The organism is Leptospira congkakensis (assembly GCF_004770265.1).
GTDB lineage: Bacteria > Spirochaetota > Leptospiria > Leptospirales > Leptospiraceae > Leptospira_A > Leptospira_A congkakensis.
In genome coordinates this window covers 330,787-355,337 of sequence record NZ_RQGQ01000017.1, presented here as the reverse complement: position 1 = coordinate 355,337, position 24,551 = coordinate 330,787, and the positions used below count along the sequence as shown (strand labels likewise).

Genomic DNA, 24,551 nt, shown 5'->3' with positions numbered 1-24,551 from the left:
TTTGAATCATTAACTCTTAACTCTGGTTTTTGAAATTTGGTTTAAACTTCTTTTAAAAAACTTAAGATCTCGTCTTTCACACTCTCGGTTCGCAAAATCATTTTGTGACCGAGACCTTTGGTTTTGATGAGTTTGGATTGTTTCCATGCTTTTGATACTGCAAGTCCCATCGAAAATGGAATTTCTAAATCATCCTCATCATGAATCACAAGAAGAGAGTTATTCATCTTCGGACCGGTGGCCCCCAAATCCAAACTGCTGAGCGGTTGTGAAACTTTTCTTTCCAAAATCGAACGCATGGATTCTTGTTCTTCTTCGCTTAAACGGTAATAATCACTAAAACTTTTTCTTAAAATTTCTAATTTTAAAGGAGGGGCAATGTAAATTAACTTATCTGCTAAGACACCTAATTCTTGTGCTACGGTAGCAACGGCACCGCCGAAAGAATGTGTGATGATATAATCTGGATTACCGATTTCATTCACAAGTCTACACACCATTTTTGCTGAGAGAACAATATTCGAATACCTTCCTGTAGAAAATCCATGCCCTGGTAAATCAATTCCAATGACATTATAACCTTCCTCGATTAACGCAGGAACGATTCTTGAAAAATTTCCTGTATGACCATTCCAACCATGAACCAGAAGGATGGTTTTTCCTTCACCCTTCCAATGGAAGTATTGGATGCGATGTTCCTTCTCTTGAAACTCTTTTTGTTCGGCAAGCGCCAACACATCCATTTCCTTTCGTGATGGTTTTTGTTTCTGTGTTGATAAAAAATACCCAGCAGCCACATAACCAAAGAACTTCGGTTTTCTTTTTGCAAAGGCCCATTTTTCTTCCATAGTGATGGGATAGGTTCTATTTAAAGAACGAACGATCGTACTATTTGTATCCATACTTAAATCCTCTTATTCTAAATATCCTTGCTAATCTTCATATTGGTGTCTTTTGATTAACTCATTGAAACTTTGTTTGGTTCTTTTTTCAGAGTTTTTATCTTCCAAAAGCCTGTTGTAAAAATGAAAGGCTAAGATCAGTCCCCAAATTTCTTGCACCATCTTTTCTACATTTGTATTTGCATCTAACTCTAAACAATCTTTCGCATCTTGTACAAATTGTCTTAAGGTCTTTTGCCAGCTGAGTTGTGTTTTTTTCAAATGCTCTCTGACAACCCCGGGTCTGTCGTCAAATTCCGAACTAGAAGACAGAAACAAACACCCTCCCGGTAGGTCATCTGTATGTGCCCACGACAACCACATCTGAAAGGCTGTTTTGAGTCTGCTCAGACCCGGTTTGGTTTTTAGGGCGGGGTAGACCACATTCCTACGGAAAAGTTCACTTCCCACTCGGAGCACTTCGATTTGGAGGTTTTCCTTGGAGGCAAATTTGGCAAATAACCCACTTTTGGACATCCCCAATTCATCGGCTAGGGAGCCTATAGTAAGCCCTTCCAGTCCCTGGACACTCGCCATTTGGACTGCCTTATCCAAAATCATTGATTTTGTATCCTCACCTTTGCCCATAAATAAAAGTACGATCGTTCGTTTTATTTTGTAAAGAATTTTTTCCTAGATTTCGGTGTTTCTGTCGGCAATTTTGAATTATTTTTTGACTTGAGTTTGGTTAGGTTTAGTTACAATCGTGGCCTATGCAACAGTACACATTTAACAAATATTTTGCTAAAAAGAGTTTTCTGAAAATTTTTGGTGGCGAAATTCGTATCTTCGATGAGAGCAAAAACAAACTTCTCTTTTTCGTAAAACAGAAAGCTTTTAAATTGAAAGAAGATATTACGGTTTATGCAGATGAAACCAAAACAAAAGAACTCTTAAAAATAAAAGCACGTAGTGTGATTGATTTTTCTGCGACTTACGATGTAGTAGATGTTAGCTCCAATGAGGCAATTGGATCACTCCGTAGAAAAGGTTTTAAATCTATCCTAAAAGATTCTTGGGAAATCTTAGACACAAAGGACCAAGTAGTTGGTTCGATTGATGAAGATAGTATGTTTAAAGCAATCCTTCGCCGCTTTTTAACCAATTTAATTCCTCAAAGTTTTTTTATTACATTAAACAAAAATCAAGTAGGAGTTTTGAAACAAACTTTCAATCCTTTTGTTCCGCAGTTCAATATCGATTTTTCTGCTGATAATACAAATGCTTTAGATCGAAGAATGGGCATTGCGATAGTCATTTTATTACAAATCATTGAGGGTAGACAACAATAGGTTTTAGGATTGTGATACAATTTACAATCCTGCGTTAAGGATACATAGGGCTTGGTCACCTGCCATCGTTAGATGGAAGGTGACGGGAGCGCAAGCGCACCCCGGAGTAGCCTGACCCTAAAGTAAATACTTGGGTAATACATTTTGCAGTTTTACTAATTTGGGCAGAGACTATACATTATAAAAACTTTTCTGATGGATGACTGGACTAAAGGTGAACTTTTTGGAAATAAATAAGTGTTGAGTTATCTTTATATTGGAATTTGATTCGCTTTATTTTTAATAAACTAGAAAAGTTTTGAAATTAACTTTTGTTAATAGACTGTTAATGCTAACATTTCGATTCTAAAGTTACATGAGAATTTTATTTGATACAAACATACTGATTCATCTTGAAGATAATAAAGTATTAAAAAAAGACTTTTCTGCATTTTACAGCTTAGCGATTTCTAACGATTGTAAAATATTCTATCATCCCGCAGTAATTGAAGATATTAAGAAAGATAAAGACGCTAATCGTAAAGAAATTTTCTTATCAAAGTTGTCAAAATACCAACCACTTCCGAGCCCTGCGATTCCTGATTTAGATTTTTTAGAATTTGTTGGGGAAAAAAATGCAAACGATGCAATTGATAATAAACAATTATTCCAAATATCAGCCGGGTATGTTGAACTTTTTATTACGGAAGATAAAGAAATTCTTAAAAAAGGAGCAAAATTAGGCTTAACTAACAAAATTCTAAATATTCAAAGCGGCTTAAGGTTACTAAGTGAACTTTATAATGTAGTTATTCCATCGCATCCAATTTTAAAAGAAGGAAGTGTTAGAGAAATAATTCATTTAATTGACAATGCTTTTTTCGATTCTCTAAGAGAAGATTATCCACCTAATTTTAATGATTGGTTTAAAAAATGCGCGCAAGAAGATCGGAAAGCTTATTTTCTGATGGTGGAGGAGAATCTTTCTGCAATTTTAATCTATAACAAAGAGACACCCGTTGCTCATAAGCTTTCTGGAATTTTTGAAAATGCACTCAAGATTTGCACTTTAAAAGTAGCAGAAGATGCTTTTGGATATAAAATAGGTGAGCTATTCCTAAGTAAGATGTTCGCGTTGTGTATTGAATCAAACATTAGAATTCTCTATTTAACAGTATTCCCTAAGCATTCTAAATTGATAGAACTATTGAGAATCTTTGGCTTTAAGGAGCACCAAAGTTTGAACGGAGAATTTATATTGTTAAAATTTATCTCTAAAAAAGAATACAATGGTTTAAACATAGCAGAAGAACATCCTTTCTATTCCGATCATGAAAAGTTCAGCAAGTTTGTAGTTCCTATTAGGGAAATATATGCTACTACTCTATTTAAAGATTCAAACCATAGACACCCCGGTTTGTTTGATAATGATTTTACAGAATCGAAGAGTGAAATTGAAGGCAATACTATTTTAAAAGCTTATATTTGTAATTCGAAAATTAAGGTATCATCTGGCGATATTCTATTCTTTTATGTTTCTAAAACGATGATGGAAATTCTACCTGTTGGTATAGTTGAGTCTTTTCATGTTTTATTAAATCTAGATGAAATTATACGACTAGTTTCAAAAAGAACAGTTTTTTCTCAGAAAAATTTAGATCAAATGTTTGAAGAAAAAGGTAGATTAACAATTATACTATTTCGTTTGCTTTATTACTTGAAAAAACCAATTCCTTATGCTACTTTGAAAGAGTTGGAATCCGCAAAAAGTAATTTAGTGAATATAACTAAATTGTCCGAAGATGATTATAAAATTTTAAAACAAAAAGAGTATTTTGATGAACGTTATCTTATCAATTAAACCTGAATACGCTTGGGAAATCATTCGAGGAAATAAAAAAGTAGAATTTCGAAAATCTATTTTTAAAAAATCAATTAAGAAAATTTACATTTATTCTTCAGCTCCTGACCAAAAGATTATTGGATATTTTTCTCTTAAGGATATTGATTCCGATACTCCTATCAATCTATGGAAGAAATACGGAAAAGTCGGATGTATTAATAAAGTTGATTTTTTTAAATATTACTCTTTAAAAGAGAAAGGTGTCTCGTTAAAGATTGATAAAGTTGTTAAATTTAAGGTTCCTCTTGATCCGTATCAAGTGATGGAAAATTTTTATCCTCCTCAATCATTTCAATATTGTGCCACTGATCTTTAAGAAGCAAATTCCTTTTCTTTGAGTCAAGACTCAGAATTTTATCTGAACAGAGAATTTGATTTGGAAAAATCCTAAGTAAGTTTTATCCCACTCTCTTATAAAACGTTTCCGTAGCTTTTGCTTCTTCTCCTTCGGGAGAGATATTAAAAGCTGTCAGAGAAAATTCCGTATCGTTGATGAACTGAATCTCAGTTCTCCAGCCCCAGAGTTTTTCACCATACTCTGGGTTACCATAAGAACCATTCATAAAAAAGCCATTTGCTTTTGATTCGCCACTAGACAACATTATCTGTGTTCCCATATGAAAACTATCGATCCAAGAACTTGTATATCTTTGGTAAGGGATATCAAATCCAATGACCATCTTTCCAACAAAAGGTTTACCTTCCAAACTACTTTGGTAATCTAAAGAAATGAATCGGCCACCTAACACGCTAGTGATAGTGACTTCAGCGGGTGACTCATCTGCTAAAACATCTTTTTCAAACCAAGTTTTGGTATTCCCAGTCCAGCGACCAACCAGACTTTGTAATTGGTTGTGAGGGCCGTTCTCTAGCGATTGTTCGAATTTGTTTGAAGTCATTTGATTGCCTTGCAGTTTAATTTTCTTCGATCAATTATGCTTTATCTTTTGGAGAGAGTTCTGGTTTGATATTCCCTTCGGCCATTCTTAAATCACGGACATTTTTTTGAACAGCAACGGCAGCAAATAAACTGAGAACAAAAGAAATTCCAAAAAAACCTTTTTCACTTAAAGCGAGAGTTGCATTCCAGAGTCCGATGAAAAGTAGCGAGAGAGTCAAAGCGACGGAAAACCAACACAATCCAATATAGATACCGGTAACAAATAAACCTTCCAATTGGTCTCTTACTGTTTTTTGTAAAGAAACGGCAGAAAACAATCCGTACATTAAAATCGTAATATAAAAACCTTTTTCGTTTAACATCATGTCGGCGTTCCAAATTCCTACGATGAATGTAAACATACCAATAACGAGAGAAAGCCAGGAAGCTCCAATAAAGGCAGCAGAGGGTTTTTGAGGTTGAGTGATCATTTCGGAAGTTGTATTCTCCTTTTCAGATTTGGTCAAGAATTTTGTTAACATTGTCGAGACGTTCAGGATGTTTCTTTCTTTGGTTCTTTTGAAAATTTATGGAAGTTTCAATCTTTAGATTCTTTTTATTTTGTGATTGAGATCGCGTAAAGAATCCTGATTGAAATATGGACTCATAAAAGGATTGATTGGTTATGGATTCTAAAATCATCTCGATAGAGAAAAAATACTTAGTTGGTAAAAAAATAGAAATGTCTTTGGTAGAAAGTTTAACACCAATTTTATGGAAATCTTTTGTTCCTTCCATTGGTTCCATTCAAAATCGAGTTTCAAAGGAAATGATTTCTTTGTCAGTGTATCCTATCGATTATTTTCAAAATTTTAATCCAAATCGAAATTTTACCAAATGGGCAGGAGTAGAAGTTTCTTCCTTAACAGATTTGCCGGAAGGAATGGAAGTTTTGGAAATGGCAGCGGGACTTTATAGTGTATTTCTTTACAAAGGTCTTGCGAGTGAAGCGGGGCCGTTTTTCCAATGGATTTTTAGAGAATGGTTTCCTAAATCCGAATATGAATTGGACAATCGACCACATTTTGAAGTACTCGGTGAGAAATATAAAAATGAAGATCCTAGTTCAGAAGAATTGGTTTATATACCTATAAAACCGCGTTAAGGATACGAAGGGCTTGGTCACCTGCCATCGTTAGATGGCTGGGGACGGGAGCGTAGCGCACCCCGGAGTAGCCTGACCCATTGAAAAATAAAATGTTTTTATAGAAAGAGATTGGGAACGCACTAAAGAAAAAATCATGTTCATTCTGGATCTGGATTCATAATTTTATGAAGTGTTTGGTAGAATTTTTCAATGTATCGTTCTACTTGATTCGACCTCCAGTCTGGATTTTCCATCACCTGATCCTTAACATGTTTGACTACGGCTCGAACAAAAGAAGTTCTCTCGGATAAGGTAGAAATTTCCAAAAGTTCTAATGTCGTTTTTCGGATGGTTAGTTCTCTTTTTATCGCTTTCGAAATTACCGCAATGGCATCCTCATTGGTAAGGTGAAGATTTTGAACTAGTATGGCCTTTGATTCTTGGATCAGTTTCATTTGCATTTCGCTGAGAGGCATATTTTTGATTTTTTCTATATCCTTTATGTTAGTAAAGTGAAATGTTTATTTGTTTTAGGAAGTGAAAATGCTCATAATATTTCTTTTTTCATTATTTTGGCTTATTACCTTCCTGCCACAGAACGACTTAGGATTTAAGATCTGATTTGAATCATCCTATACCAAAGGGGGCCAAACACTACTGATTTCAGGTTCTTTTGGCATGAAGACAATCCAAAGTTTAGCACCGATTTTTTTTGTTAGATGGTTCTTGGTGCGAGAGGAGGTTCAGACCCAAGATCGTCGGAGTTGAAAGAGCATTCAATTGTCAAGATTAGTTTTTAAAGGCAATAGTTTCCTTCTTATAGAAAATTCGAATTGAATTTTTGGTGAATGCATTCATTCTCATATTCGCATAGTATGTATTTGGTTGTGAACAGTGATCTTGGTTTGAATGATTTAAACTTCGATTGATTCTATTGATCAATTGTTTTAGTACATAATATCTTTCCAAACATAAGTTGAGTAATTCCATACGAATGATTTGAATTCTTAGTTGATTGGAAATTCAATCAGGATAGAATGTATCGATGCGTTTCGGACTTCTCTTCATACTTGTTGCTTTCATCCATTGCACAGAGCCAGAATTCAATAATCCAAGTGATTTTGGAACTGAATCTTATTTAGAAAACCAAACTATCCTATGTCTCACAGGGCAGACTTCTTCATGCAGGACGCCAGTTCCCGTTTGTACAACCTGTAAATTTTTTTCCACCAGTGTAACCTATAATGGCAATCGGGGCGGCATTCTCGGAGCCGATGCCAAATGTATGACTGATTCCAAAAAACCACCTATGCCAGTGGGTGCGGTATACAAAGCTTTCCTTGTAGATGATGTGAATCGAATTGCTTGTACAACTTCAAATTGTCTGACTGGAGGGATTTCCGAACATGTGGATTGGGTATTGAAACCGGATACTACGTATGTGCGAACAGCTGATAATGTGACCATCGCGACTACCAATAGTCTAGGAATTTTTTCAAGCCAAACAAGTGATGCAGAGAATCCTTCTGTCTCGACAATTTTTACAGGTCTTAATACTAGCGGTTGGCTCACTCGGTCTGGTAATCATTGCAGTCGTTGGAGCGATGGATCGAATGTAAGTCAAGGTGCCATTGCACCCAATAGCAACAATTTGTATGTATCGGGAGGTGTTCCAACTTGTGACACTACTTCTGTTATTCTATGTGTGGAGCAATAAAATCACCTTTGAATTTATTTTTTTAATCTTATTTTGTCTAACTTGGATTCTTTGTTTTATTCCCCAGATTAAAGTTTATCTTCCCCAGGGGAAATTGGGTTCTATCCACATTTTATATGCGGAAGGAGCTAGTTTTCTTTGTTTTTGTTTTTTAAGTTGTTCTTGTATCGATTACAAAAATAAAAAATACTGGCAAGGAATCGCCATACACGAGTTTGTTCATCAGCGCCAACAACGTTTGTTTTCTCCGTTTGTCTTTGGAATTCTTTATTTTGGAGAATGGATTTTTCGAAAGTTCTATTACAAACAAAGTTGGAGTGAAGCATATCGAAATCTTCGTTGGGAAAAAGAAGCAGAAGTGGCTCGCCTGGCGTTTGAAGAAAATATTTCTTAAATCGGTTTTGGAATGGTACGGAGCATTTTGTGAAGAATAAAGAAGAAAAAATCGATTGGAATCAGGTGATAGATTCTTTATCCGAAAAGAACGAAGCATTTGTTGAAGATAAATTCGTAAAACCTTGGTTAAAAACTTTCTTTGGGTATGATGAGGATGCAATGACTCGTCAAGATTCACCAAAAGGGACGAAGAAACGTACAGATATATTAGCATTAGGTGATAATCAAAAATTTAGTTTGATTGTTGAAGTAAAACATCATGGCTCTAAAGATTTTCCCGAGTTTAATCCTGAAACTGGAATTGTTTCTGATTTTGAACAGCTAACAGAGTATTTACGCACTTTCTATGATAATGTGAATAAAAGCTACATTCCTATCGGTATTTTTACTGATGGAGAAAGAATCTTGGTCGTTCGTAATTATTATGGAATGGTTTTTCCCATCATCTATATCAAAAATTTAAAAAGTGGAAAGGGTGTAGTTTATTGGTCGAATGAAATTGTAAAAACAATCAAAAAAAAACTAAATGAACCGGTGATTCTTACCACCTATAACAATAAGGGAGGTGTTGGTAAAACCACAGTCAGTTATATACTCGCAAACTATTTATCAAAAGTAAAAAAGAAATCGGTTTTAGCACTTGATTTCGATCCATTACAATCTGATTTTTCAAGACTCTTTCATTTGGATTCTGGAGAGTTTTATGATGTGATTGATTGGTTAGAAGGAACGGTCGATAAAAAAGACAAAAAGAAAGCAATGAGTATGCGTGATGGAAATCTTGTACTAGCTTTGGCTAAGGCAAATGAAAGTTCCAATGAAGCCATGAAAAAAGGAAACCTTAATAAATACTCGAGTCTTTCTGGAAGTATTACAAAAATCAATAGCTCTGCAAAAACGATTTCTAAGTTAATGAAACAAGGAATTACAATTCCACAACCCGGATCTACGACTCCCTTGCTTCGTAAGTTTGATGTTGTGATCATTGATAGTCCGCCGGGTTGGTGGTATTATTCCATGCTTGCCATTTCTTTGAGTGATGTCATCATTCCACCGATTAACTTTAATAATGGGTCTTCTGTGATCAATTTAGTTCGATTCACAAACCAATACTTTCCTGAATTATTCAAACATTTGAATCCAACTACAAAGGAAGAAAAAATAAATTTCTTAAATTTGAGATCTCCCATTTTTTCCCATATGATCATTAACTTTTTTGATAAAAATGATAAAGAAGTTAAGGAGAAAGATTTAGATCAGGTAGTAGCAAAATACTTAGAAAAAGAAATTAAAGATTCCTTTATCAGAAATTCTTTGTTTAGAAATGAAAGGGCCGATGGAATTAGCGGTCGCACCTTCGATGCAATTCGTTTGCCTTTAAATCGTTCGATCAATCAGTTATCATCGCTTGCTCTAGAAGACAAAGACAGGAAAAAAGTTGAAAACGAAGTACTTAAACTAGGAGAGATTATTGTTTCAGATTTATTTCCGTTTATGAGAGGTTAGAAGGATTTAAGATCAGATTTTTATCAGCTTATACCAAATCTATTATCTTTTGTGTGGAGCAGTAGACCGAACACTGCTTGGTCGTAACACTGAGTTTTTTTAAAAATAGAAACCCTCTCATATAAAGAGGGTTTTTGAAGTTCTAAAAAATTTTATAACAAATGTCCTCCCGATACTTCAATGTCTTGGGCAGTCACCCACCCAAAGTCATCAGAGAGTAAATTCACAATCACCTTGCCGATATCTTCTGGTAAACCAATACGACCAAAGGCAGTTTGATCGGCCAAAGGTTTGATGTATTCAGGGTATTTATCAAACACCCCATCTCCAAAATTACTATGTGTTGGGCCAGGGGATACGGCATTAACACGAATTTTGCGAGGGGCTAGTTCATTGGCAAGATAACGAGTCCATGTGGAAAGCGCTGCTTTGAGGGATCCATAAATGGAATAACCAACAAAGGCTTTTGAACTTGAGGAACTTGATGTGTTGACGATCGCTCCGTTATCTTCCATAAGGGTTACAAGTTTTTGTGATAAGAAGATGGGACCTTTGTAGTTGGTATTTAGAATTTGTTCAAAATACTCTTCTGTTAATTCCGTAAATAACATCGGGCCACCAATGCCACCGTTATTCACTAAGTAGTCGAAACTAGTTCGATTCCAAATTGTAGAGAGTTTGTTTTTTACCTCTTCGACAAATGTATCAAAAGTTTCTTTTTTTGTGAGATCCAACTTCAGAGCCACAGCACGAACTCCTTTATTTTTTTCAATTTCAATCACAACTTCTTCTGCTCGTTCTTTGTACGAATTGTAAGTGAGGATCACGCTGATTCCTCGTTTGCCTAACTCCTGAGCTGTTGCTTTACCGATACCATTGCTACCACCAGTGATGATTGCTATTTTCATAAAATTCTCCTATTGCGTTCTTGAATGAAAATATAGCCGAAATGTCTTTTAAGAACAAGATCGGATCTTACCTAATGATTGCCTAAAACTACCGATAAATATTTTTTTGATCAAAAAATCCTATATAAATCTTGTTTTTATTTTTTTAAAGTGCCTAAAAGGGTCAGGTATGATATCTTGGGAATGTGCAAAAGATAGTGAATGAGATAACTGAACTTTGTGGTAGTGCGACCACGGAACCCACAAAAACGGGTCTGCCTCGAGTGTTAATGATCCAAGGGGAAGTTCCAGAACACCAACTGGCTGCCGTTTATGAACCGTTAATTGGTCTCGTTGTTCAAGGCGGCAAAACCATTTCGATTGGGACCCAAGTGGTTCATTTGGAAGGTCCTGCTTATTTTGTCATTCCAACAGAAATGCCAGCAACTGGTTACGTAAGACAAGCAAACAATGGTTCTCCTTATTTATCTGTTGCACTCCAATTGGATCAGAAAGTGTTACTTGATTTATTAAAAGATACACCAAACACAGTTGCTGTTAAAAATCATACGGATGAGTTTTCTGCCTGCCCTGCCACTCAGGAATTTTTAGAAGTTTGGTTACGAATGTTGCGACTTATGAAAACACCTGAACACATTGCGGCCTTAGCGCCAGTATATGAAAGAGAAATTTTATATCATGTGTTGATTGGCCCTGAGGGGTGGCGTCTTCGACAATTGTTTCAATCTCATCAAAAAGGATCGAGCATTCACCAATCCATCCAATGGGTTAGGCAACACTTTACTCATTCTTTTGAAATAGAAGATCTTGCAAACAAGGCTTGTATGGGAATCACAACATTTCATCGGCAATTCAAATCTATCACTGGCTTAAGTCCCATTCAATTTCAAAAACAGTTACGACTTCTCGAAGCCCGCAAACTTTTAACTTACAGTGGTTATTCTGTCACCGATGCAGCGTTAGATGTTGGTTATGAAAGTACGTCTCAATTCAACAGAGAATACACTCGGTTTTTTGGCGCCTCTCCTGCGCGTGACACGAAGAGATTAAAAGAAATGGAAGTGGAGGTGGCATAAGGTTACCTTTTTTGTTTTGAGCTACTGCGAGCTGGATTTCCGTTTCTAAACATCCGACTGACCTACAGAGTACTGAACAATTTGTTTAGAATATGGCGTTAAAACGGAACAAATATCCGTTATATTGGAAATATATTTCTTTAACTTCGAAAAAAGATCATCAAATTCGAACCTGGGAGATATTTGATCCGTACATTTTGTCTCCTAAGGAAATGAAATGAACTTCTATAAAGATAAAAATTACACCTTTTACTCTGTCATTTTGATTCTAGGAATCTTTAGTGGAAATCGTCTCGAAGCGATTGATGGCCTCACCCGGAATGCTTTTAACGCACGTTACGAAGGTTTGGCAGGAACCAATACAGCGTTAGGTGGTTCGGCGATTGATGTTGCGTTGAACCCGGCAAATCTTTCCTTAAAAAAAGGAAAACTTTTAGAATTTGGAGCCACTAACTCAACTATTTACACGAGATACCAAGATCGTTTTTTGGATTCGAATCCACAGTATGTCTATTCAAACGATAAAAAATCAGCAATCAATGCACCAGCTCCTTACATTGCTTTTAAAACTCAAGTAACAGAAAACTTACACTATGGAATTGCATTTTATGTTTCAGGAGGAGCTAAAGGAGGAGTCGACAAAATTACTCGAAACACTCCCACCGGACAAACGTTAAATGATTGGGGTGGTTTAAATCTTCCTGCAGGCATTGGAGACAATCCTCAAGTCAAAGAGTCCAATTCCAACGAATTTGCAATCGCAAGACTGGTAAACGGGATCTCTTATGATTTTGGAAAATTATCTGTTGGTATCAGTATTGAAGGGCTGTACGGATACCAACGGTTGAATCAAAAATATTATGATTTAACAGGTTCAATCGAAGTTCCAGGGACTGGATCTTATTATGAAAGTAGTAAGAAGTCATTTGCCTTAGGTGGGATTTTCGGACTCAATTATAAATTAACTGAGTGGTTGCGTGTTGCTTATTCTTACCAAGCACATGCCGCATTGCCAATGAATGGCCATTACACTGTTGGTATCAATAACCCTGCCTATTATCGCACTACTGGTGTTTCTTATTTTTTCAATATGCCTGAAAAACATTCCTTGGGTTTTGCCTTTGGTGCAGACAATCTTAAAGTTGGTTTGGATTTTGTTTATACAAACTATGGATCTTACTTAAGAAAAGTGACTCAGAAGTTAGAAGATCCTTGGCTTGCTACACCCATTGGGAATGTCCAAGCTGGTGATGCCCAATTAAATTTTAGAGACCAATTTGCAGCCCTTATTGGACTAGAGCACAAAGTGACTGAAAGTTGGATCTATCGGTTGGGTTATAGTTACAATACTCTTCCCATTAAAAGTAACGGTTTGGGTGGATCGACTGGAGGATTCTTTTCTCTACACCATGTAGTTGCCGCAGGTTTTAGTTATCTCTTTGATAAGTGGAGTATTGATTTCGGAATCAGTTATAATGGACCAAGAAATAAAATCACTGGTGCTAAAGGAACTGATTGGGATTTATCGCACTATATTCGCACAGGCCCTACATCGTTTAATGGGTTAGGGTATAGTTATAATGCAGAATCTTCCTTTGTGAACGTTACCTTAGGTGCAACGAGATCGTTTGATTGATTAAAGGATACGAACACATAAAAGCTTTATTGAATTAAGATAATAATCCTAGCTTTTATGTGTTTAAAATTCAATCGGCATATAAAAAGACATTTCAACCGTAGTGAAAGAAATTTTGTATCCGTTTTGCGCATAAAAAGGTCCACCTAAACCCAATCTCCAATTGATGGAACCAATGGGAATTTCCCAAAAAAATAAAAACTTTTTGCATAGTTTGTGGAAGAATTAACTCTTCCAACTCCTAATGTTAACAAAGCATACAGTTCAAGCGGGTTTAAATTGTTTCCTGTAGCTTGCGCATAATATAAAGCTAACAATGGATTGATTGTTTTGGGATTTACATCTCCCTTGATTAAGGTATAGGCTCCGAGAGCTTCCAAATTATTTCCATAAGATAAATTGGATAATAAGTATGCACGGTAAGGATCACCATCAATGTTTCCATTGTTTAACAAAGAATATCTACCCATGTTATCGATTTTTTCATCGAGATTTCTTCCCGCGCCGAATATCATGATGTTATTAAAATATCCGTTTCCATCATTAAAATCTGCAGTGCCTTGTATGTTGACTTTTGAATATCCTAATCCTAAACCAATTCTAAATTTATCATTTCCTTTTTTGCCATAATATATTGCAGGAAGTAACATGTGATAACTTCCATAGGTTTCTGTCCCTAAGTCTTGATTTTTATATTGTTTAATTGGAGAGGATCGATTGGATGATCCTGATTCTCCTTCACTAGAAGACATATTCGTAGCAGTAATGTCTGTTATTTTTTGTTTGGATTGGCGGAAGTTAACATTTCGATTTAAAATGAATAAACCCCAATTTTCTCCCATTTGCCATTCGTGAGATTTTAAATCATAAAGGAAGGTAAGATTTTGATCCATTCGTTGGTCATCCATCATAACTGCCTTCCCACCAGAAGAAGATACGATTTTCAAATCACTTAAGTTAGCTTGAACACCTGGATAAAATGTAAAGTATTTAGCACCATCTTCCTTTTTGAGAGATAATTCTTTTGCTGGCTCCGGCGTGTATGTGTTCGAAGGTGGGTCGGCAATCGTCTCGTTTTGAATCTGGATTCTTCGATCTATTGTACCTTCGGTGGTTAATTTTGAACCGGAATTTTCCACTTTCTTTGTATTGGTCGGTTCTTCTGCAAAGATGGAGAAAGAGATACACAGGGAAAAAATTAGACAATTTGTACGATTGAAAACTAACATTACCGGCATAGAATTATATTCGATAATTATAAATCTAGAACATTTCAAACGTTAGGTTTTAAAATTTTGTAAAATTGTATCTATCTTTCTATTTCGAAGGTTTAATTCGAATTTTGTTAGATTCTGTTGGCAATGTATTGTTTTTGCGAAAATGAAAAAAGCCAGAGATTTGCTCTCTGATTTTAACAAATCATACTTGCAAGTTTGGCTCGCAAACTCGAATTTTATCCCATGTCTTCACCAAAACAAACCCTCTTTCATCGTTTTTTAGGTTTTTATTTTCGCTTACTTTGTATACTTGCTGTTGATTTGGTCGTTACCCTCATCAATGGACGGGTATTAGGTCTTACCAGTCTGTATGAAAAACCTGTCGTGACTTTGATCGGTATGGGTGTGATCCTTTTGCTTTTTTTCTTTTTGTTCTCCATTATCGATAGGCTAACTAAGATCGTTTTGAAAATTACCGTCGAAATGGGAAATCTTTTGGTCTTCCGTAAAACAGCTATCTTTCTTATCTTATGTGGGATATTGTATGGAATCTATATGCTTTATTATCATACATGGTTCGGATCCTGGCCTAACATCAAATTGAGATAAATAAAATTTCAGAATTCAAGGATTGGGCGGTATCGGAATTTCCTTATACCTGTCTGTAATCTCCCAATCACCTTTTCCATCGGGTTTCATCATAAATGCCTCACCTCCTTTGGTCCACCAAACCAAAGTTTTGTCATCTGTATAACGAACTCCTGAGGCAGCATCACCTTGATTTAAGGTGACAGATTGCCCACTAGGAAATTTTAGAGTCACAGAGAATGTCCCTTCTCCATTTGTTGGGTTGTGGTAAACTGCTTTGATGCTTTGATCATTTTCAGCTTGGTAAACGACTTCAATTTCTTCGTAAGCAGGTGTACAAGAGTAAGAGAATAAACAAATAGCGGTAGTTATAGTGACAATAGAAATAGAGATAAATTTTGAGCGGTAAGGTGTTTTCAAAGTAACTTAATTTAAGCTTATTGGATCGAATTGCAAAGTTCTTTTAGAAAAGAAATTCCAATAAACTTTAGCTAATAACCCAGTGTAGGTGTTTGCTTAGAAAAGCACCCATGGATGATGCGGGCGGGAGCTCTGGCCACGGAGGGCCAGGCGATCGCTGCACAATGAATGCCGAAATTGTGGAGACGCCGGGAGTCGAACCCGGGTCCTATCATCCTCAAATGCAGCTTCTACACGTTTAGTTTGCAAATAAATTTCGGAAAGACTTACCCTACAAACGGGGGACTAATTCCTATCCTACTTAAAGTTCAATCCGGTTCGAAGCGGGCAACAAATCCGAAAGGTCCTTAGAGAGGTGTCGGTTTCTTGGCCACCTAAGGAAACAGCCATGGAAACCGTAGAGCTTAAAATTAAGCTGCTAGAGCAAATTCGTTATTTGCAGTTATTGTTTTGAAGGTTTTTAAGAGGTCCCTCACCCCTACGTGCCACTGAATCCAAGCCAACAACAGTCGAAACCAATGTCGTCCCCAATTCTTAATACTTAGACGAGTAAAACACAGGAGTTCGAAAGGAAAAGCAAAAAAGGTTGAATTGGAGTTTTGGTGTGATGGAATGATAGAATTCCTATGAAATTATCCATCCAGTTTCGAATTACAGTCACTTTACTTTTCGCATTTGTTTCTTTCGTATCCTGCTCACAAAAGGAAGTCCCTTCCGATTCAGAAATTCGACAAGCGGTCTATGGTAGTGATACTGGCCAACCAGTTCGTGTTTTAGGTCAAAAACAGATCAATTTAGATGAAACTCCAGAGATGGAAACCCTGGTTTTGTTCCAATCTGGTACTAGCGAGGTTCTCGCAGCCTTTCGGAAAGATGGATCGAGTTGGACTTATTTATGGAAGTTGGAATTCTTTCTGAAGAATTTAGGAGAGATGTTTTACGACGCTAAACTAAATTCCTGGGTTCCCGGATCTGCTCCAGGTAAAGAAAAGGTTTCATTTGCTGGTGATTGTCTTCGTAGGATTGTAGTGGCTGAACTTCCTGGTGATAATTTTAATTCAGTTTTTCTTGAAGTTTTGTCCGAAGAACCACCGTTAGGTTTATTTTCTGTTCCGATGGGATACCGCAAAGGAAAAAAGATTTGGGACGGGTTTCAACTGAAAGAACATGAAGAGTTAAAAAGAAGTAAACGTGTGGATTTTGAATACAATGCTAAAGAGAAATCCTTTCGTATATTTCCAACGAATCCAAATTATTCTCAAGAATTTGTTTTTAATGGTTGGGAAATGATTCCAAACCTTCCTATGCAACCAGTTCCAGCTTTTGTATCTTTGGAAGTACTTCCTAAGTTTGAGATTGGAAAAGAGTCTTTGGTAACTTTACAATTAAAGAATCGAGGAAACTATGTTAGCTTAACATATTTATCTTTATCCTTTCCTGAGGCTGGTACTGTTCGGTTGGCAGGTGAGAGTCAAGGAGTTCGATTATATAAAAAGGGTGATATTGTTTATAATGTTGTCTCCAACAAAAAAATTCCAGCAGAGTATCCATTGTTAGAAGTGACCAAGGAAGGATGGGCAAATAACTTCCGTTATGGTATCAAGTTTTATTACACACCAAAAGAATCTCTGAATCCCAAAATATTATTCCGTTCCACTTATAAGTTTTATCATGAAATCGTTTCAATTCCCAATCAGTTTTCCATTGCTCCATTTGAACGAGACCAACAAGGCTTTCCTTCTTATCTTTTGGGAGCACCTGCAAACTAAGCGGAAATGAAAAACAAACTAACAGAAGAAGTCACCCTTGCGAGAAGAGAGATTGTTCGTGTACAAGTGGATCGATTTCATCTTTACTATTATGATTACTTTCATCGAACGGAAACCATCGAAATGGCAAAATTCTTTTTCGAAACCGTATATAACTTAGATGGTAAGGAAGAATGGGAATCTTTAGCATTTACCACTTATGATAAAGTCAAAAATATGATGAAGGAAGGCACTAGGGAAAGTGTCGAACGATTGATCGAACTAAATTCAATCACCGATGAATTGGACATTCAAATGGCGGAACTTTTACTCTCTAAAGGTTGGTTCGCTGGAAAAGAAATTTCTCAGGAGGAATACTTCTCATTATTCTGCGAATTAGACAAAAGAGAAATTCGAAAAAAACAATTAGAAGTTGTAATCTTTAATCTTAAAAAATTTTATGAGTTAGCCCATAAACCGGTAAGTGCATATATTATAAAACCCGCAGCTATGATGGCTAGATTACTGGGAGTGTATCCTTTGTTTAAAAAAGTAGAACAAGGTTACTACGCTACTTTGCCTGTGAACCAAGATTTATTTAATGAATTTTATGCAAAGGTCCAAGAAAAGGAATGGGATTTTTTATATAAAGCTTTCCCAACACTCAAAGAGGAAACATGAGAAGACGTTCCAGATTTGTATCAAAAGAAGATGAACATGTAGAAGCCCATGACCGTTGGTTGTTGACTTACGCCGATATGATCACTTTGTTATTGGGACTATTTATCATATTATACGCAATTAGTAAAGTCGATGCCAATCGCCTAACGGAAGTTGCAAAAGATATCAAAAGAGGATTTGGTCTAAATGTAAGTTCAGTGGGTGCAATTTTAGAAGGTGGCTCAGGTATTTTAGAAGACGACACAATGGAACCAAAGTCACAAGTGTTTCGACTTTGGGAACGAATTGGATTCGCATTAAAAACTCTTCGAGAAAAAGCTAAATTAAAATTGGGACTTGCTGAGACCGAAGAACTCAAATTAACATTCGCTGGTTCTGACTTGGCATCCGATGATATATTAAAAGCGGATCCTGATCTAAAATTTGCCTTTGAACAATTGGCGGTATTATCCAAAGGTATGGATATTGATATTGTAGTTCGCGTACAAATTCCATACGAATCACAAATTGATAAATCGAAATTTCAAAATTCATGGGACTACCATTCACACCGAGCTTCTTTACTTGCAGAGAAATTGGTAAACGAATATGGAATTCCCAAAGAACAAGTTTCTGTTCAAGGTTATGCTATGTTTCAAAAATCAAAAGAATCTGACACACCGGAAAAAAAAGCCAAAGAAGAACGAATCGAAATTCTGATTCGAAAAAAAGACACAACAGAGAATTCGAAATAACAAAGGAAAATCAAAAAGATTTATGAACTTACTAAATATACTTTTTTCAAAATTGGGTGGGGGAATTAAACGCGATGCGCATAGCCCACATAGTAATTGGAGAATAAAGCGCAATGCGCATAGCCCGCATAGTAATTGGGGAATTAAACGCAATGCGCATAGCCTGCATAGTTATTGGAGAAATATACGCAATGCGTATATAACCATCCAAGACTTTTCTGCGGATATGCGTAATACAGTTAACTCCCTTATCTTTATTGTGGCGAATATACGCACTACGCGTAATTCCCGAGCGACGGCGGATGATAAGCGAACTACGATTAACAGCCAAATATATCTTTCTCTTCCTAAATTGAATGTGAAAAATGGAGTAAGTATCTTCTTATCCATCTTAGTTTTAGTAACAACTGTATCTTGTAAAAAAGATAAAGGGATCATGAACTTAGAGTGGCAGAATGAATCGTTAAGTTTAACTTCTGAGATTTGCGCAAAGTATAGAGAGTGTGCTGATAAAGAATGGAAGTCCATTCCTGAAAATTTAAAAAAGTTTACTGAAGGCAGACTAGATGAAACCCAATGCCAAAAACGATTTCGTGAAAGTAATGCATACAAATTGATCGGCGCAGATCCATTGGCGATACAAACAGCTTATAAGGATTGTCATAAACAAATTTTGCAGTTTAGCTGTAAGGACTTACAAGAAGGAAAGATTGAAACTGTCCCTCTTTGTGTGGCTTTTCAAAAGATCCAGAACGGTAACTAAAAGAATTTTTGCTGAGTTGGATATCCGTAACACAGATATAATTCGTGCTGATGTGGGTAATATCTTCCACAAAAACATGAGCTCCTTAAGTAATGATGGCAGTTATGGAATGGGATATTTAGCAGCTGTGATTACAGCAATATATAGAGTTTATAGATAAAAAATTTAAAGAACTTACGATGAATGTGGAAACAGTAAATTGATTTATACTTGTAATTTTAGCTAAAGGATTCTAAAAACCCATAATATCTTTAATATAATTTGAGTTTTCTTCTGAGGTTAAAATCTTTAATAGAAGTAATGCGACAGCTATCGCGGTTGCAGGACTCCAACTTGTGATGATGTTTTAATCATCGACTTTGATTTTGCCAGAAGTGATATTTAGTGATTTAAAACTCACAATTTGAAATGGAGTTTGTCCATCAATGGTACCATCAACTTCGGCTATGAGAACTGGATGTTTTGATTCTCCAAGGTCGATCATTAAAATACCTTCTACTTGGTAGTCGTTTCCTGTAGCCCAGTCATCGACGATGTAGGCAAAAGGAATGACTCCTTCGCGTAGTTCCGGCGCGAAAATTTGATCATCTCCAATATCGATAATGTATTTATCTAAAACATTATCTTCCTCAATATCACCAAACCGGTCATAGAAATCTATTTTTTTGTCTTTAGTTGTTTTAAACCAATGGAAGAGACGAATGTTTTTTTGTGATTTTTGATTATTTTCAAAGGGTATGGTTACAAATGCCGATTTGCCAAAGAGGTTTTTATGTTCATCGAAGACTTGATTGAATATAACTTCATATTGATTCATATATGATTCTCTTTATGACTTAATTATAATAATCTTTAGTTTCATTTAGATTCAATGTTGATACTATTTAGAATCAAAAAGGAATGCATAAGAATATCCTTCCATTCTTCATCTGGAAATTTTGGATGAAAGATCAGGTTGATGGAAACCTTATAAGTTTCATTTGTTTCTTTAATATGATAAAACGCATTGATTTTAGTACCGAGTAATTCGCCAGGCCCCATTAGGATTTTGGTTTTGTCAGTTTTGAAGGTGAGAAGTTCCACCCATTTATTGACCTCGTAAGGTGTGTCCCCGAAGTCGCTAGCTTTAGAATCTTCTACCAAAGTTTCAAAGGATTTTAAAGATGAGGGTAAAATAGATACAGAAATCAATAACGAAAAACATTCCTTTTCCTGAGTGCAATCAGCTTTGAAGAAAGTGATCGGAAACTTATCTTTCAAATGGATTGAATCAGAACGTTTTGCGATTTTGGGAACAGTGATGGTCATCGCCTTTATTTTTTGCACTTCAGTGGTAGAGAAATCAATTCCTCTGAAACTATCGGAAGTTTCCGATTCTGTAGCGAAAATCGTGAGGAAGGGGAGAGTGAGTAAGGCGATGAGTAAAAGTTTGTTTTTCATTTTTTATGAGATTCCGTTTTACTTAATTAACAGTCACCTAACAGATTTGTTTCACGGAAAATATAAAATTTTAGAATTTTAGTCTTGGTTTGGAGCAATATAATGAAATTCAAAAACGATATTTGTCTAGGATCAAGAACACCACGAACTATTACCTGATGCAATGGCTTTGCACTGCTTGCTTTCGCACAAATTTTTATCTCTGCTGGCTACACCTCTACAATCATCACTGTCACACCCGTATGGATTGCCAGAAATCCAAGCTTTACATAGATTGCTTTTACACATATATTTATCTCTGCTGACTACGGCCCTACAATCATCACTGTCACACTTGTATCGATCACCAGAAGCAATTCCCTTACAATCATTCGTTCTGCACGAATATTCACTTTTCGTAGTAATCCCTCTGCAATCAGCAGTAGACAAATTTGATATATAATCCTTATCCCATGAATTGGCCCATAGAGAAGAAAATGAAATAAAGAGTAATAGGTAAAGTAGGTTGAAATTTTGTTGGTGGTTTTTCATTGGTTCATCCTCGAAAGATATCAAAACTTTGTGATTCGGTTTATTTTGTTTTCTTAGTTTCTTTTTCGATTGTCCAGGTTGATTCAGTTCTATCTTGTCGATCAATATATTTCAATTGGTAAAGGCAGTTGCTTAATAAAGAAAAAAGTATGGATGTAGATAAAAGAGCTATAAATTTCATATGGATACCTTATTAATTTTTTCTGCGATTTTTCATTTAGCAGAGGTTTGTTTTAATTCATTTTGATTGTAATTTCAGTAAAAGCACAATCAAAACTCGTTAAAATGGCCATCTGAAGTATGATTAATAAAATAAGTTTTTGTCGCATTAGATTCCTAATATAATTATATAACAATAAGTATGTGTCATTGTTAGATGGCGGTAATTTGATTGCAATTTGTTTTTATAGATCGTATGTGGTGAAGTTAACTTACGGTGGAGTTTTTTTTTGGCAATGGCGGTTTGTTATTTATGGAAGCGGGTGGAGATTCAGCCGTTAGTTGGGGGACTGGGAAAGTGGATTTAGTGAGTCTTCAGGATTGACTCGTTTTTACGGTAAGAAAAGCATGATTTAGAGGAATTAATCACAGTCTTAGCACGTGAGTAAGTGTCGAATCATTTACTAAATGTCAAATGAGTATAGAATGTTACTGAAAAATTTTCAGACTTTTATTTTTGAAATATAGTTTATTAGACTATAATACTCAATTAAACTCCAAGGAATGAAAATGCCTAACTTTGCGCACCAGAAATAGAAAAGGTTCTTTGTTTCAAATGGATTATTGTCAATGGGTAATAATGAAGTTAAAATAAATGGGAACAAAATGAATGAAATACCGAATAGAGGCATAAAGGAGACCTTCATATAAAGGTATAAGGATTCGTTTTCTTCTTTTATATTGAATTCAGCTGAGTTAAGAAATCCGATAACGTAAGATTTTTTGATCCATTTTGGTTCAAAGTTCGAATTTAAAATCACGGTATTTTTTACTAAATCTATATCGCAATCAGTACAATTTATAAGAACCTGTTTACTTCTAATTAAAAATACTTCTGTTTTATCCTTTGAAATGAATAGTTTCCTTTTGAATTTTACGGTGAAAGGTAGCATGTTAATTTGTTTTGGATAATGAGTTAGATTTTGGCCATAATGAATCAATAAGCAGATGTAAAGTGGCATCGAGAGGAACAACTTTGCTTTTATTCCGATTATTTTTTAGGCAACCTAATATTTAGCTTGGATTCTATGTAGATTTAATAATTTTAATTTCCTAGTCCAATTCATAAACTCTTCACAATAAATAAGTAAATTATCATTATCCCATTCTTTGAATACAATTGAATCCATTTTAACGGGATTATCGATATTTTTTTCTTTAATCTTTGGATGTGATAATAGTCAGCTAGGATAAAATCTCCTTGGGGAGAAACAGTTATACATCTGAACTGTGGGGAATCCAATATTTCAATAATATCGCCATCATTTGTATCTAATAAATATAAATAGTCAGAAGTTGAGATGAGAACTTCACTTCTTCGATCCGAAATTGCAGCTCCGTAAGCCGACCCTCGGAAGTGACCACACCATTAATCATAGTTATCATTCGTAAATTTTACGTACGACCAGTCTGCAGAATTCCAAGCCGAATCGTTATCGTAGATCCTTTCTTTTTATTCACCTGATTGAGGTTGCTGAATCATTTCAACGGAGATAATTATTTTGAACCATATTTTATTCAAAATTTTATTTGAAATCGTCTTTTTAGTAAAAAAATCTCGCGATGCAGTATAATAAATTAAACCTTAGTATTTGTTAGTCGAGTTGAGGTTTCAAATTGAAATCTTTGTTTTATTAAATTATTGTGAATTTTAAGAGTATCGATAAATTTTATTCTTTTTTGAATTTCATTGAATGAATATTTATCTAGAAGTCTTATGAAAGCGGAGTTTACGAATGATGAAGAAACCGCCCCTAACCCCTTAAAGGATATAGATATATTTTCATTGGTCTCTAGTAGGTTTAATAAAATTTCAAAAATTTCGTTTCCTTCCATGGCTGAAGATCCATTCGAAACATAATCTAGAAGTTTTAAAACCATTGGAAATCCTCCTCAGACTCACTATCGTCAAATTTTTCGGAATTTATTTCTAGATTTAAAAGTGTACCTGGATACTCGGACAATTCATAATCGGCGCAGTGGAAATTTGATTGGTTCATTTGAGTAGAATCGCTAAAAATACGGACTTTACCCCTGTTTGATAAAATAGTTAATGATCCACCATTATTTTCAACGATATTTTTCCTCAAAACATCTAGTCCTGCACCCCTGTTCGTTGGAACGGATTTAGTAGAAAATCCTTCTTCTACTGATTTTCTAATTGCATATGAATCATAATCAAAATGCATTTTTTTCTTTACATTTGTTGGAATTCCAATGCCGAAATCCGATATTGCTATTTGAATTTGTTTCCATTTTGGAAAATGTTGGGCATATAAGCAGGCTATATTTTCTTGCGAATGATCACTTATATTATTAAAAATTTCCATTAAACATAATCTGAGAGTTTCAAAGTTTGAAGTATTCGGAAAGGTGAGTTGCTTTTTTATCCAAGGAATTAATGTGTTATCTATCCATTCAAAGCGCGAATCAATATTTATTATATTTATGGTTAAAGTTGTATCCCTTATACGAGATCGAATATTTAATTTATTTCCTAAATACTTTTCGAAAAAACTTACATCGTCCAAATATTTTATTACAGAATTAGAAAATTTTGCTCTATTCACATCTACTTTGAAATCAATCTGAGTATTTTTCTTCTGTAAGAATTCAATAATATTAGTAAGTGCGGTTAGTCCTGCAGGTTGAATAAAATGTAAAGTATCAAAATTGAAGGTAAATCTCTCCGAAATAGGATTTCGATTTTGAGAAATTGTTGATTCAACTATAGCTGGGACAGTTTCTAAAACTAAATGTCTTGGGAGGTTTATAATCATTGTTAAATTTAAAGTATTGCGATCGATGAATTAAGTTTTGTGTCGTGTG

At 35.3% G+C, this 24,551-nt stretch carries 26 protein-coding genes and 1 other RNA gene; 14 read left to right on the top strand and 13 right to left on the bottom strand.

Annotated features, from left to right (window positions below):
• Nucleotides 1-41: 41 nt before the first annotated feature.
• Nucleotides 42-902, bottom strand: coding sequence for an alpha/beta hydrolase (locus EHQ70_RS15170; protein ID WP_135587777.1), 861 nt, complete (start codon nt 900-902; stop codon nt 42-44).
• A 30-nt stretch (nt 903-932) separates the two neighbouring features.
• Nucleotides 933-1,529 carry a TetR/AcrR family transcriptional regulator gene (locus tag EHQ70_RS15165; protein ID WP_135587775.1) on the bottom strand — a complete coding sequence of 199 codons (597 nt, stop codon included), beginning with the start codon at nt 1,527-1,529 and terminating at the stop codon, nt 933-935.
• Nucleotides 1,530-1,654: 125 nt separating this feature from the next.
• Between EHQ70_RS15165 and EHQ70_RS15160 the strand changes: the two genes are divergently transcribed.
• From EHQ70_RS15160 to EHQ70_RS15150, 3 genes are all read left to right on the top strand, one after another.
• Nucleotides 1,655-2,233, top strand: a complete 579-nt coding sequence (locus EHQ70_RS15160) for an LURP-one-related family protein (RefSeq protein WP_135587773.1) — start codon at nt 1,655-1,657, stop codon at nt 2,231-2,233.
• Nucleotides 2,234-2,588: 355 nt separating this feature from the next.
• Nucleotides 2,589-4,073 carry a PIN domain-containing protein gene (locus tag EHQ70_RS15155; RefSeq protein ID WP_135587771.1) on the top strand — a complete coding sequence of 495 codons (1,485 nt, stop codon included), beginning with the start codon at nt 2,589-2,591 and terminating at the stop codon, nt 4,071-4,073.
• Nucleotides 4,051-4,431 carry an ASCH domain-containing protein gene (locus tag EHQ70_RS15150; RefSeq protein WP_135587769.1) on the top strand — a complete coding sequence of 127 codons (381 nt, stop codon included), beginning with the start codon at nt 4,051-4,053 and terminating at the stop codon, nt 4,429-4,431. Before EHQ70_RS15155 ends, EHQ70_RS15150 begins: the two co-directional genes overlap by 23 nt.
• An 82-nt stretch (nt 4,432-4,513) precedes the next feature.
• On the opposite strand, the gene EHQ70_RS15145 is transcribed toward EHQ70_RS15150, so the two are convergent.
• Together EHQ70_RS15145 and yiaA are read right to left on the bottom strand one after the other, a co-directional pair.
• Nucleotides 4,514-5,014, bottom strand: coding sequence for a DUF1579 domain-containing protein (locus tag EHQ70_RS15145; RefSeq protein ID WP_135587767.1), 501 nt, complete (start codon nt 5,012-5,014; stop codon nt 4,514-4,516).
• Between the two features lie 34 nt (nt 5,015-5,048).
• Nucleotides 5,049-5,486 carry an inner membrane protein YiaA gene (gene yiaA, locus EHQ70_RS15140; protein ID WP_051012799.1) on the bottom strand — a complete coding sequence of 146 codons (438 nt, stop codon included), beginning with the start codon at nt 5,484-5,486 and terminating at the stop codon, nt 5,049-5,051.
• Between the two features lie 194 nt (nt 5,487-5,680).
• Between yiaA and EHQ70_RS15135 the strand changes: the two genes are divergently transcribed.
• Entirely contained in the window at nt 5,681-6,160 is a 480-nt protein-coding gene (locus EHQ70_RS15135) for a GyrI-like domain-containing protein (protein ID WP_135587765.1), read from the top strand.
• A 140-nt stretch (nt 6,161-6,300) separates the two neighbouring features.
• On the opposite strand, the gene EHQ70_RS15130 is transcribed toward EHQ70_RS15135, so the two are convergent.
• On the bottom strand, nt 6,301-6,618 hold the full coding sequence (locus EHQ70_RS15130) for a hypothetical protein (protein WP_244288361.1): 318 nt from the start codon (nt 6,616-6,618) through the stop codon (nt 6,301-6,303).
• Between the two features lie 569 nt (nt 6,619-7,187).
• Here EHQ70_RS15130 and EHQ70_RS15125 point away from each other — a divergent pair.
• The 3 genes from EHQ70_RS15125 (at nt 7,188) to EHQ70_RS15115 (ending at nt 9,761) form a co-directional block, all read left to right on the top strand.
• Entirely contained in the window at nt 7,188-7,859 is a 672-nt protein-coding gene (locus EHQ70_RS15125; RefSeq protein WP_135587763.1) for a DUF1554 domain-containing protein, read from the top strand.
• A 94-nt stretch (nt 7,860-7,953) separates the two neighbouring features.
• Complete coding sequence (locus EHQ70_RS15120; RefSeq protein WP_244288360.1) at nt 7,954-8,253, top strand: hypothetical protein; 300 nt, start codon at nt 7,954-7,956, stop codon at nt 8,251-8,253.
• Nucleotides 8,254-8,282: 29 nt separating this feature from the next.
• On the top strand, nt 8,283-9,761 hold the full coding sequence (locus EHQ70_RS15115) for a ParA family protein (protein ID WP_135587759.1): 1,479 nt from the start codon (nt 8,283-8,285) through the stop codon (nt 9,759-9,761).
• Nucleotides 9,762-9,913: 152 nt separating this feature from the next.
• Here the strand turns inward: EHQ70_RS15115 and EHQ70_RS15110 are convergent, their stop codons facing one another.
• Nucleotides 9,914-10,669 carry an SDR family NAD(P)-dependent oxidoreductase gene (locus EHQ70_RS15110; RefSeq protein WP_135587757.1) on the bottom strand — a complete coding sequence of 252 codons (756 nt, stop codon included), beginning with the start codon at nt 10,667-10,669 and terminating at the stop codon, nt 9,914-9,916.
• A gap of 185 nt (nt 10,670-10,854) precedes the next feature.
• On the opposite strand from EHQ70_RS15110, the gene EHQ70_RS15105 reads away from it, so the two are divergent.
• Together EHQ70_RS15105 and EHQ70_RS15100 are read left to right on the top strand one after the other, a co-directional pair.
• Entirely contained in the window at nt 10,855-11,745 is an 891-nt protein-coding gene (locus tag EHQ70_RS15105; protein ID WP_135587756.1) for an AraC family transcriptional regulator, read from the top strand.
• Between the two features lie 217 nt (nt 11,746-11,962).
• Complete coding sequence (locus EHQ70_RS15100) at nt 11,963-13,381, top strand: OmpP1/FadL family transporter (protein ID WP_135587754.1); 1,419 nt, start codon at nt 11,963-11,965, stop codon at nt 13,379-13,381.
• A gap of 146 nt (nt 13,382-13,527) precedes the next feature.
• On the opposite strand, the gene EHQ70_RS15095 is transcribed toward EHQ70_RS15100, so the two are convergent.
• Nucleotides 13,528-14,520 carry a hypothetical protein gene (locus EHQ70_RS15095; protein ID WP_244288359.1) on the bottom strand — a complete coding sequence of 331 codons (993 nt, stop codon included), beginning with the start codon at nt 14,518-14,520 and terminating at the stop codon, nt 13,528-13,530.
• A 321-nt stretch (nt 14,521-14,841) separates the two neighbouring features.
• Between EHQ70_RS15095 and EHQ70_RS15090 the strand changes: the two genes are divergently transcribed.
• Nucleotides 14,842-15,207, top strand: coding sequence for a hypothetical protein (locus EHQ70_RS15090; protein WP_135588496.1), 366 nt, complete (start codon nt 14,842-14,844; stop codon nt 15,205-15,207).
• 15 nt (nt 15,208-15,222) lie between these two features.
• Here EHQ70_RS15090 and EHQ70_RS15085 read toward each other — a convergent pair whose 3' ends face one another.
• Together EHQ70_RS15085 and ssrA are read right to left on the bottom strand one after the other, a co-directional pair.
• Nucleotides 15,223-15,606, bottom strand: coding sequence for an MliC family protein (locus EHQ70_RS15085; RefSeq protein WP_135587753.1), 384 nt, complete (start codon nt 15,604-15,606; stop codon nt 15,223-15,225).
• 177 nt (nt 15,607-15,783) lie between these two features.
• Nucleotides 15,784-16,135, bottom strand: a transfer-messenger RNA (tmRNA) gene (gene ssrA / locus EHQ70_RS15080).
• A gap of 97 nt (nt 16,136-16,232) precedes the next feature.
• Between ssrA and EHQ70_RS15075 the strand changes: the two genes are divergently transcribed.
• From EHQ70_RS15075 to EHQ70_RS18610, 4 genes are read left to right on the top strand one after another with little or no spacing between them, the layout of a single operon-like run.
• Complete coding sequence (locus EHQ70_RS15075) at nt 16,233-17,375, top strand: LIC13341 family surface-exposed protein (protein WP_135587751.1); 1,143 nt, start codon at nt 16,233-16,235, stop codon at nt 17,373-17,375.
• Between the two features lie 6 nt (nt 17,376-17,381).
• The gene (locus tag EHQ70_RS15070) at nt 17,382-18,035 is read left to right on the top strand and encodes an FFLEELY motif protein (RefSeq protein WP_135587749.1); all 654 of its coding nucleotides are present in this window, start codon (nt 17,382-17,384) and stop codon (nt 18,033-18,035) included.
• Nucleotides 18,032-18,769: a flagellar motor protein MotB gene (locus EHQ70_RS15065; protein WP_135587747.1), complete on the top strand. Its 738-nt coding sequence runs from the start codon at nt 18,032-18,034 to the stop codon at nt 18,767-18,769. Before EHQ70_RS15070 ends, EHQ70_RS15065 begins: the two co-directional genes overlap by 4 nt.
• 22 nt (nt 18,770-18,791) lie before the next feature.
• On the top strand, nt 18,792-19,532 hold the full coding sequence (locus EHQ70_RS18610) for an LA_2478/LA_2722/LA_4182 family protein (protein WP_167481723.1): 741 nt from the start codon (nt 18,792-18,794) through the stop codon (nt 19,530-19,532).
• Nucleotides 19,533-19,878: 346 nt separating this feature from the next.
• On the opposite strand, the gene EHQ70_RS15055 is transcribed toward EHQ70_RS18610, so the two are convergent.
• The 4 genes from EHQ70_RS15055 to EHQ70_RS15040 form a co-directional block, all read right to left on the bottom strand.
• A complete protein-coding gene (locus EHQ70_RS15055) occupies nt 19,879-20,349 on the bottom strand; it encodes a hypothetical protein (RefSeq protein WP_135587746.1) in 471 nt (156 codons plus the stop codon).
• A gap of 41 nt (nt 20,350-20,390) precedes the next feature.
• Entirely contained in the window at nt 20,391-20,972 is a 582-nt protein-coding gene (locus EHQ70_RS15050; RefSeq protein WP_135587745.1) for a hypothetical protein, read from the bottom strand.
• Nucleotides 20,973-23,300: 2,328 nt separating this feature from the next.
• Entirely contained in the window at nt 23,301-23,558 is a 258-nt protein-coding gene (locus tag EHQ70_RS18775) for an STAS-like domain-containing protein (protein WP_425270051.1), read from the bottom strand.
• Between the two features lie 35 nt (nt 23,559-23,593).
• Nucleotides 23,594-24,502 carry an ATP-binding protein gene (locus tag EHQ70_RS15040; RefSeq protein ID WP_135587743.1) on the bottom strand — a complete coding sequence of 303 codons (909 nt, stop codon included), beginning with the start codon at nt 24,500-24,502 and terminating at the stop codon, nt 23,594-23,596.
• Nucleotides 24,503-24,551: the final 49 nt, after the last annotated feature.

Coding starts and splice junctions, on each gene's coding strand:
- EHQ70_RS15170 (WP_135587777.1), bottom strand. CDS start 902: ATGGATACAAATAGTACGATCGTTCGTTCTTTAAATAGAACCTATCCC.
- EHQ70_RS15165 (WP_135587775.1), bottom strand. CDS start 1,529: ATGGGCAAAGGTGAGGATACAAAATCAATGATTTTGGATAAGGCAGTC.
- EHQ70_RS15160 (WP_135587773.1), top strand. CDS start 1,655: ATGCAACAGTACACATTTAACAAATATTTTGCTAAAAAGAGTTTTCTG.
- EHQ70_RS15155 (WP_135587771.1), top strand. CDS start 2,589: ATGAGAATTTTATTTGATACAAACATACTGATTCATCTTGAAGATAAT.
- EHQ70_RS15150 (WP_135587769.1), top strand. CDS start 4,051: ATGAACGTTATCTTATCAATTAAACCTGAATACGCTTGGGAAATCATT.
- EHQ70_RS15145 (WP_135587767.1), bottom strand. CDS start 5,014: ATGACTTCAAACAAATTCGAACAATCGCTAGAGAACGGCCCTCACAAC.
- yiaA (WP_051012799.1), bottom strand. CDS start 5,486: ATGATCACTCAACCTCAAAAACCCTCTGCTGCCTTTATTGGAGCTTCC.
- EHQ70_RS15135 (WP_135587765.1), top strand. CDS start 5,681: ATGGATTCTAAAATCATCTCGATAGAGAAAAAATACTTAGTTGGTAAA.
- EHQ70_RS15130 (WP_244288361.1), bottom strand. CDS start 6,618: ATGCCTCTCAGCGAAATGCAAATGAAACTGATCCAAGAATCAAAGGCC.
- EHQ70_RS15125 (WP_135587763.1), top strand. CDS start 7,188: ATGCGTTTCGGACTTCTCTTCATACTTGTTGCTTTCATCCATTGCACA.
- EHQ70_RS15110 (WP_135587757.1), bottom strand. CDS start 10,669: ATGAAAATAGCAATCATCACTGGTGGTAGCAATGGTATCGGTAAAGCA.
- EHQ70_RS15100 (WP_135587754.1), top strand. CDS start 11,963: ATGAACTTCTATAAAGATAAAAATTACACCTTTTACTCTGTCATTTTG.
- EHQ70_RS15090 (WP_135588496.1), top strand. CDS start 14,842: ATGTCTTCACCAAAACAAACCCTCTTTCATCGTTTTTTAGGTTTTTAT.
- EHQ70_RS15075 (WP_135587751.1), top strand. CDS start 16,233: ATGAAATTATCCATCCAGTTTCGAATTACAGTCACTTTACTTTTCGCA.
- EHQ70_RS15070 (WP_135587749.1), top strand. CDS start 17,382: ATGAAAAACAAACTAACAGAAGAAGTCACCCTTGCGAGAAGAGAGATT.
- EHQ70_RS15065 (WP_135587747.1), top strand. CDS start 18,032: ATGAGAAGACGTTCCAGATTTGTATCAAAAGAAGATGAACATGTAGAA.
- EHQ70_RS18610 (WP_167481723.1), top strand. CDS start 18,792: ATGAACTTACTAAATATACTTTTTTCAAAATTGGGTGGGGGAATTAAA.
- EHQ70_RS15055 (WP_135587746.1), bottom strand. CDS start 20,349: ATGAATCAATATGAAGTTATATTCAATCAAGTCTTCGATGAACATAAA.
- EHQ70_RS15050 (WP_135587745.1), bottom strand. CDS start 20,972: ATGAAAAACAAACTTTTACTCATCGCCTTACTCACTCTCCCCTTCCTC.
- EHQ70_RS18775 (WP_425270051.1), bottom strand. CDS start 23,558: ATGGAAGGAAACGAAATTTTTGAAATTTTATTAAACCTACTAGAGACC.
- EHQ70_RS15040 (WP_135587743.1), bottom strand. CDS start 24,502: ATGATTATAAACCTCCCAAGACATTTAGTTTTAGAAACTGTCCCAGCT.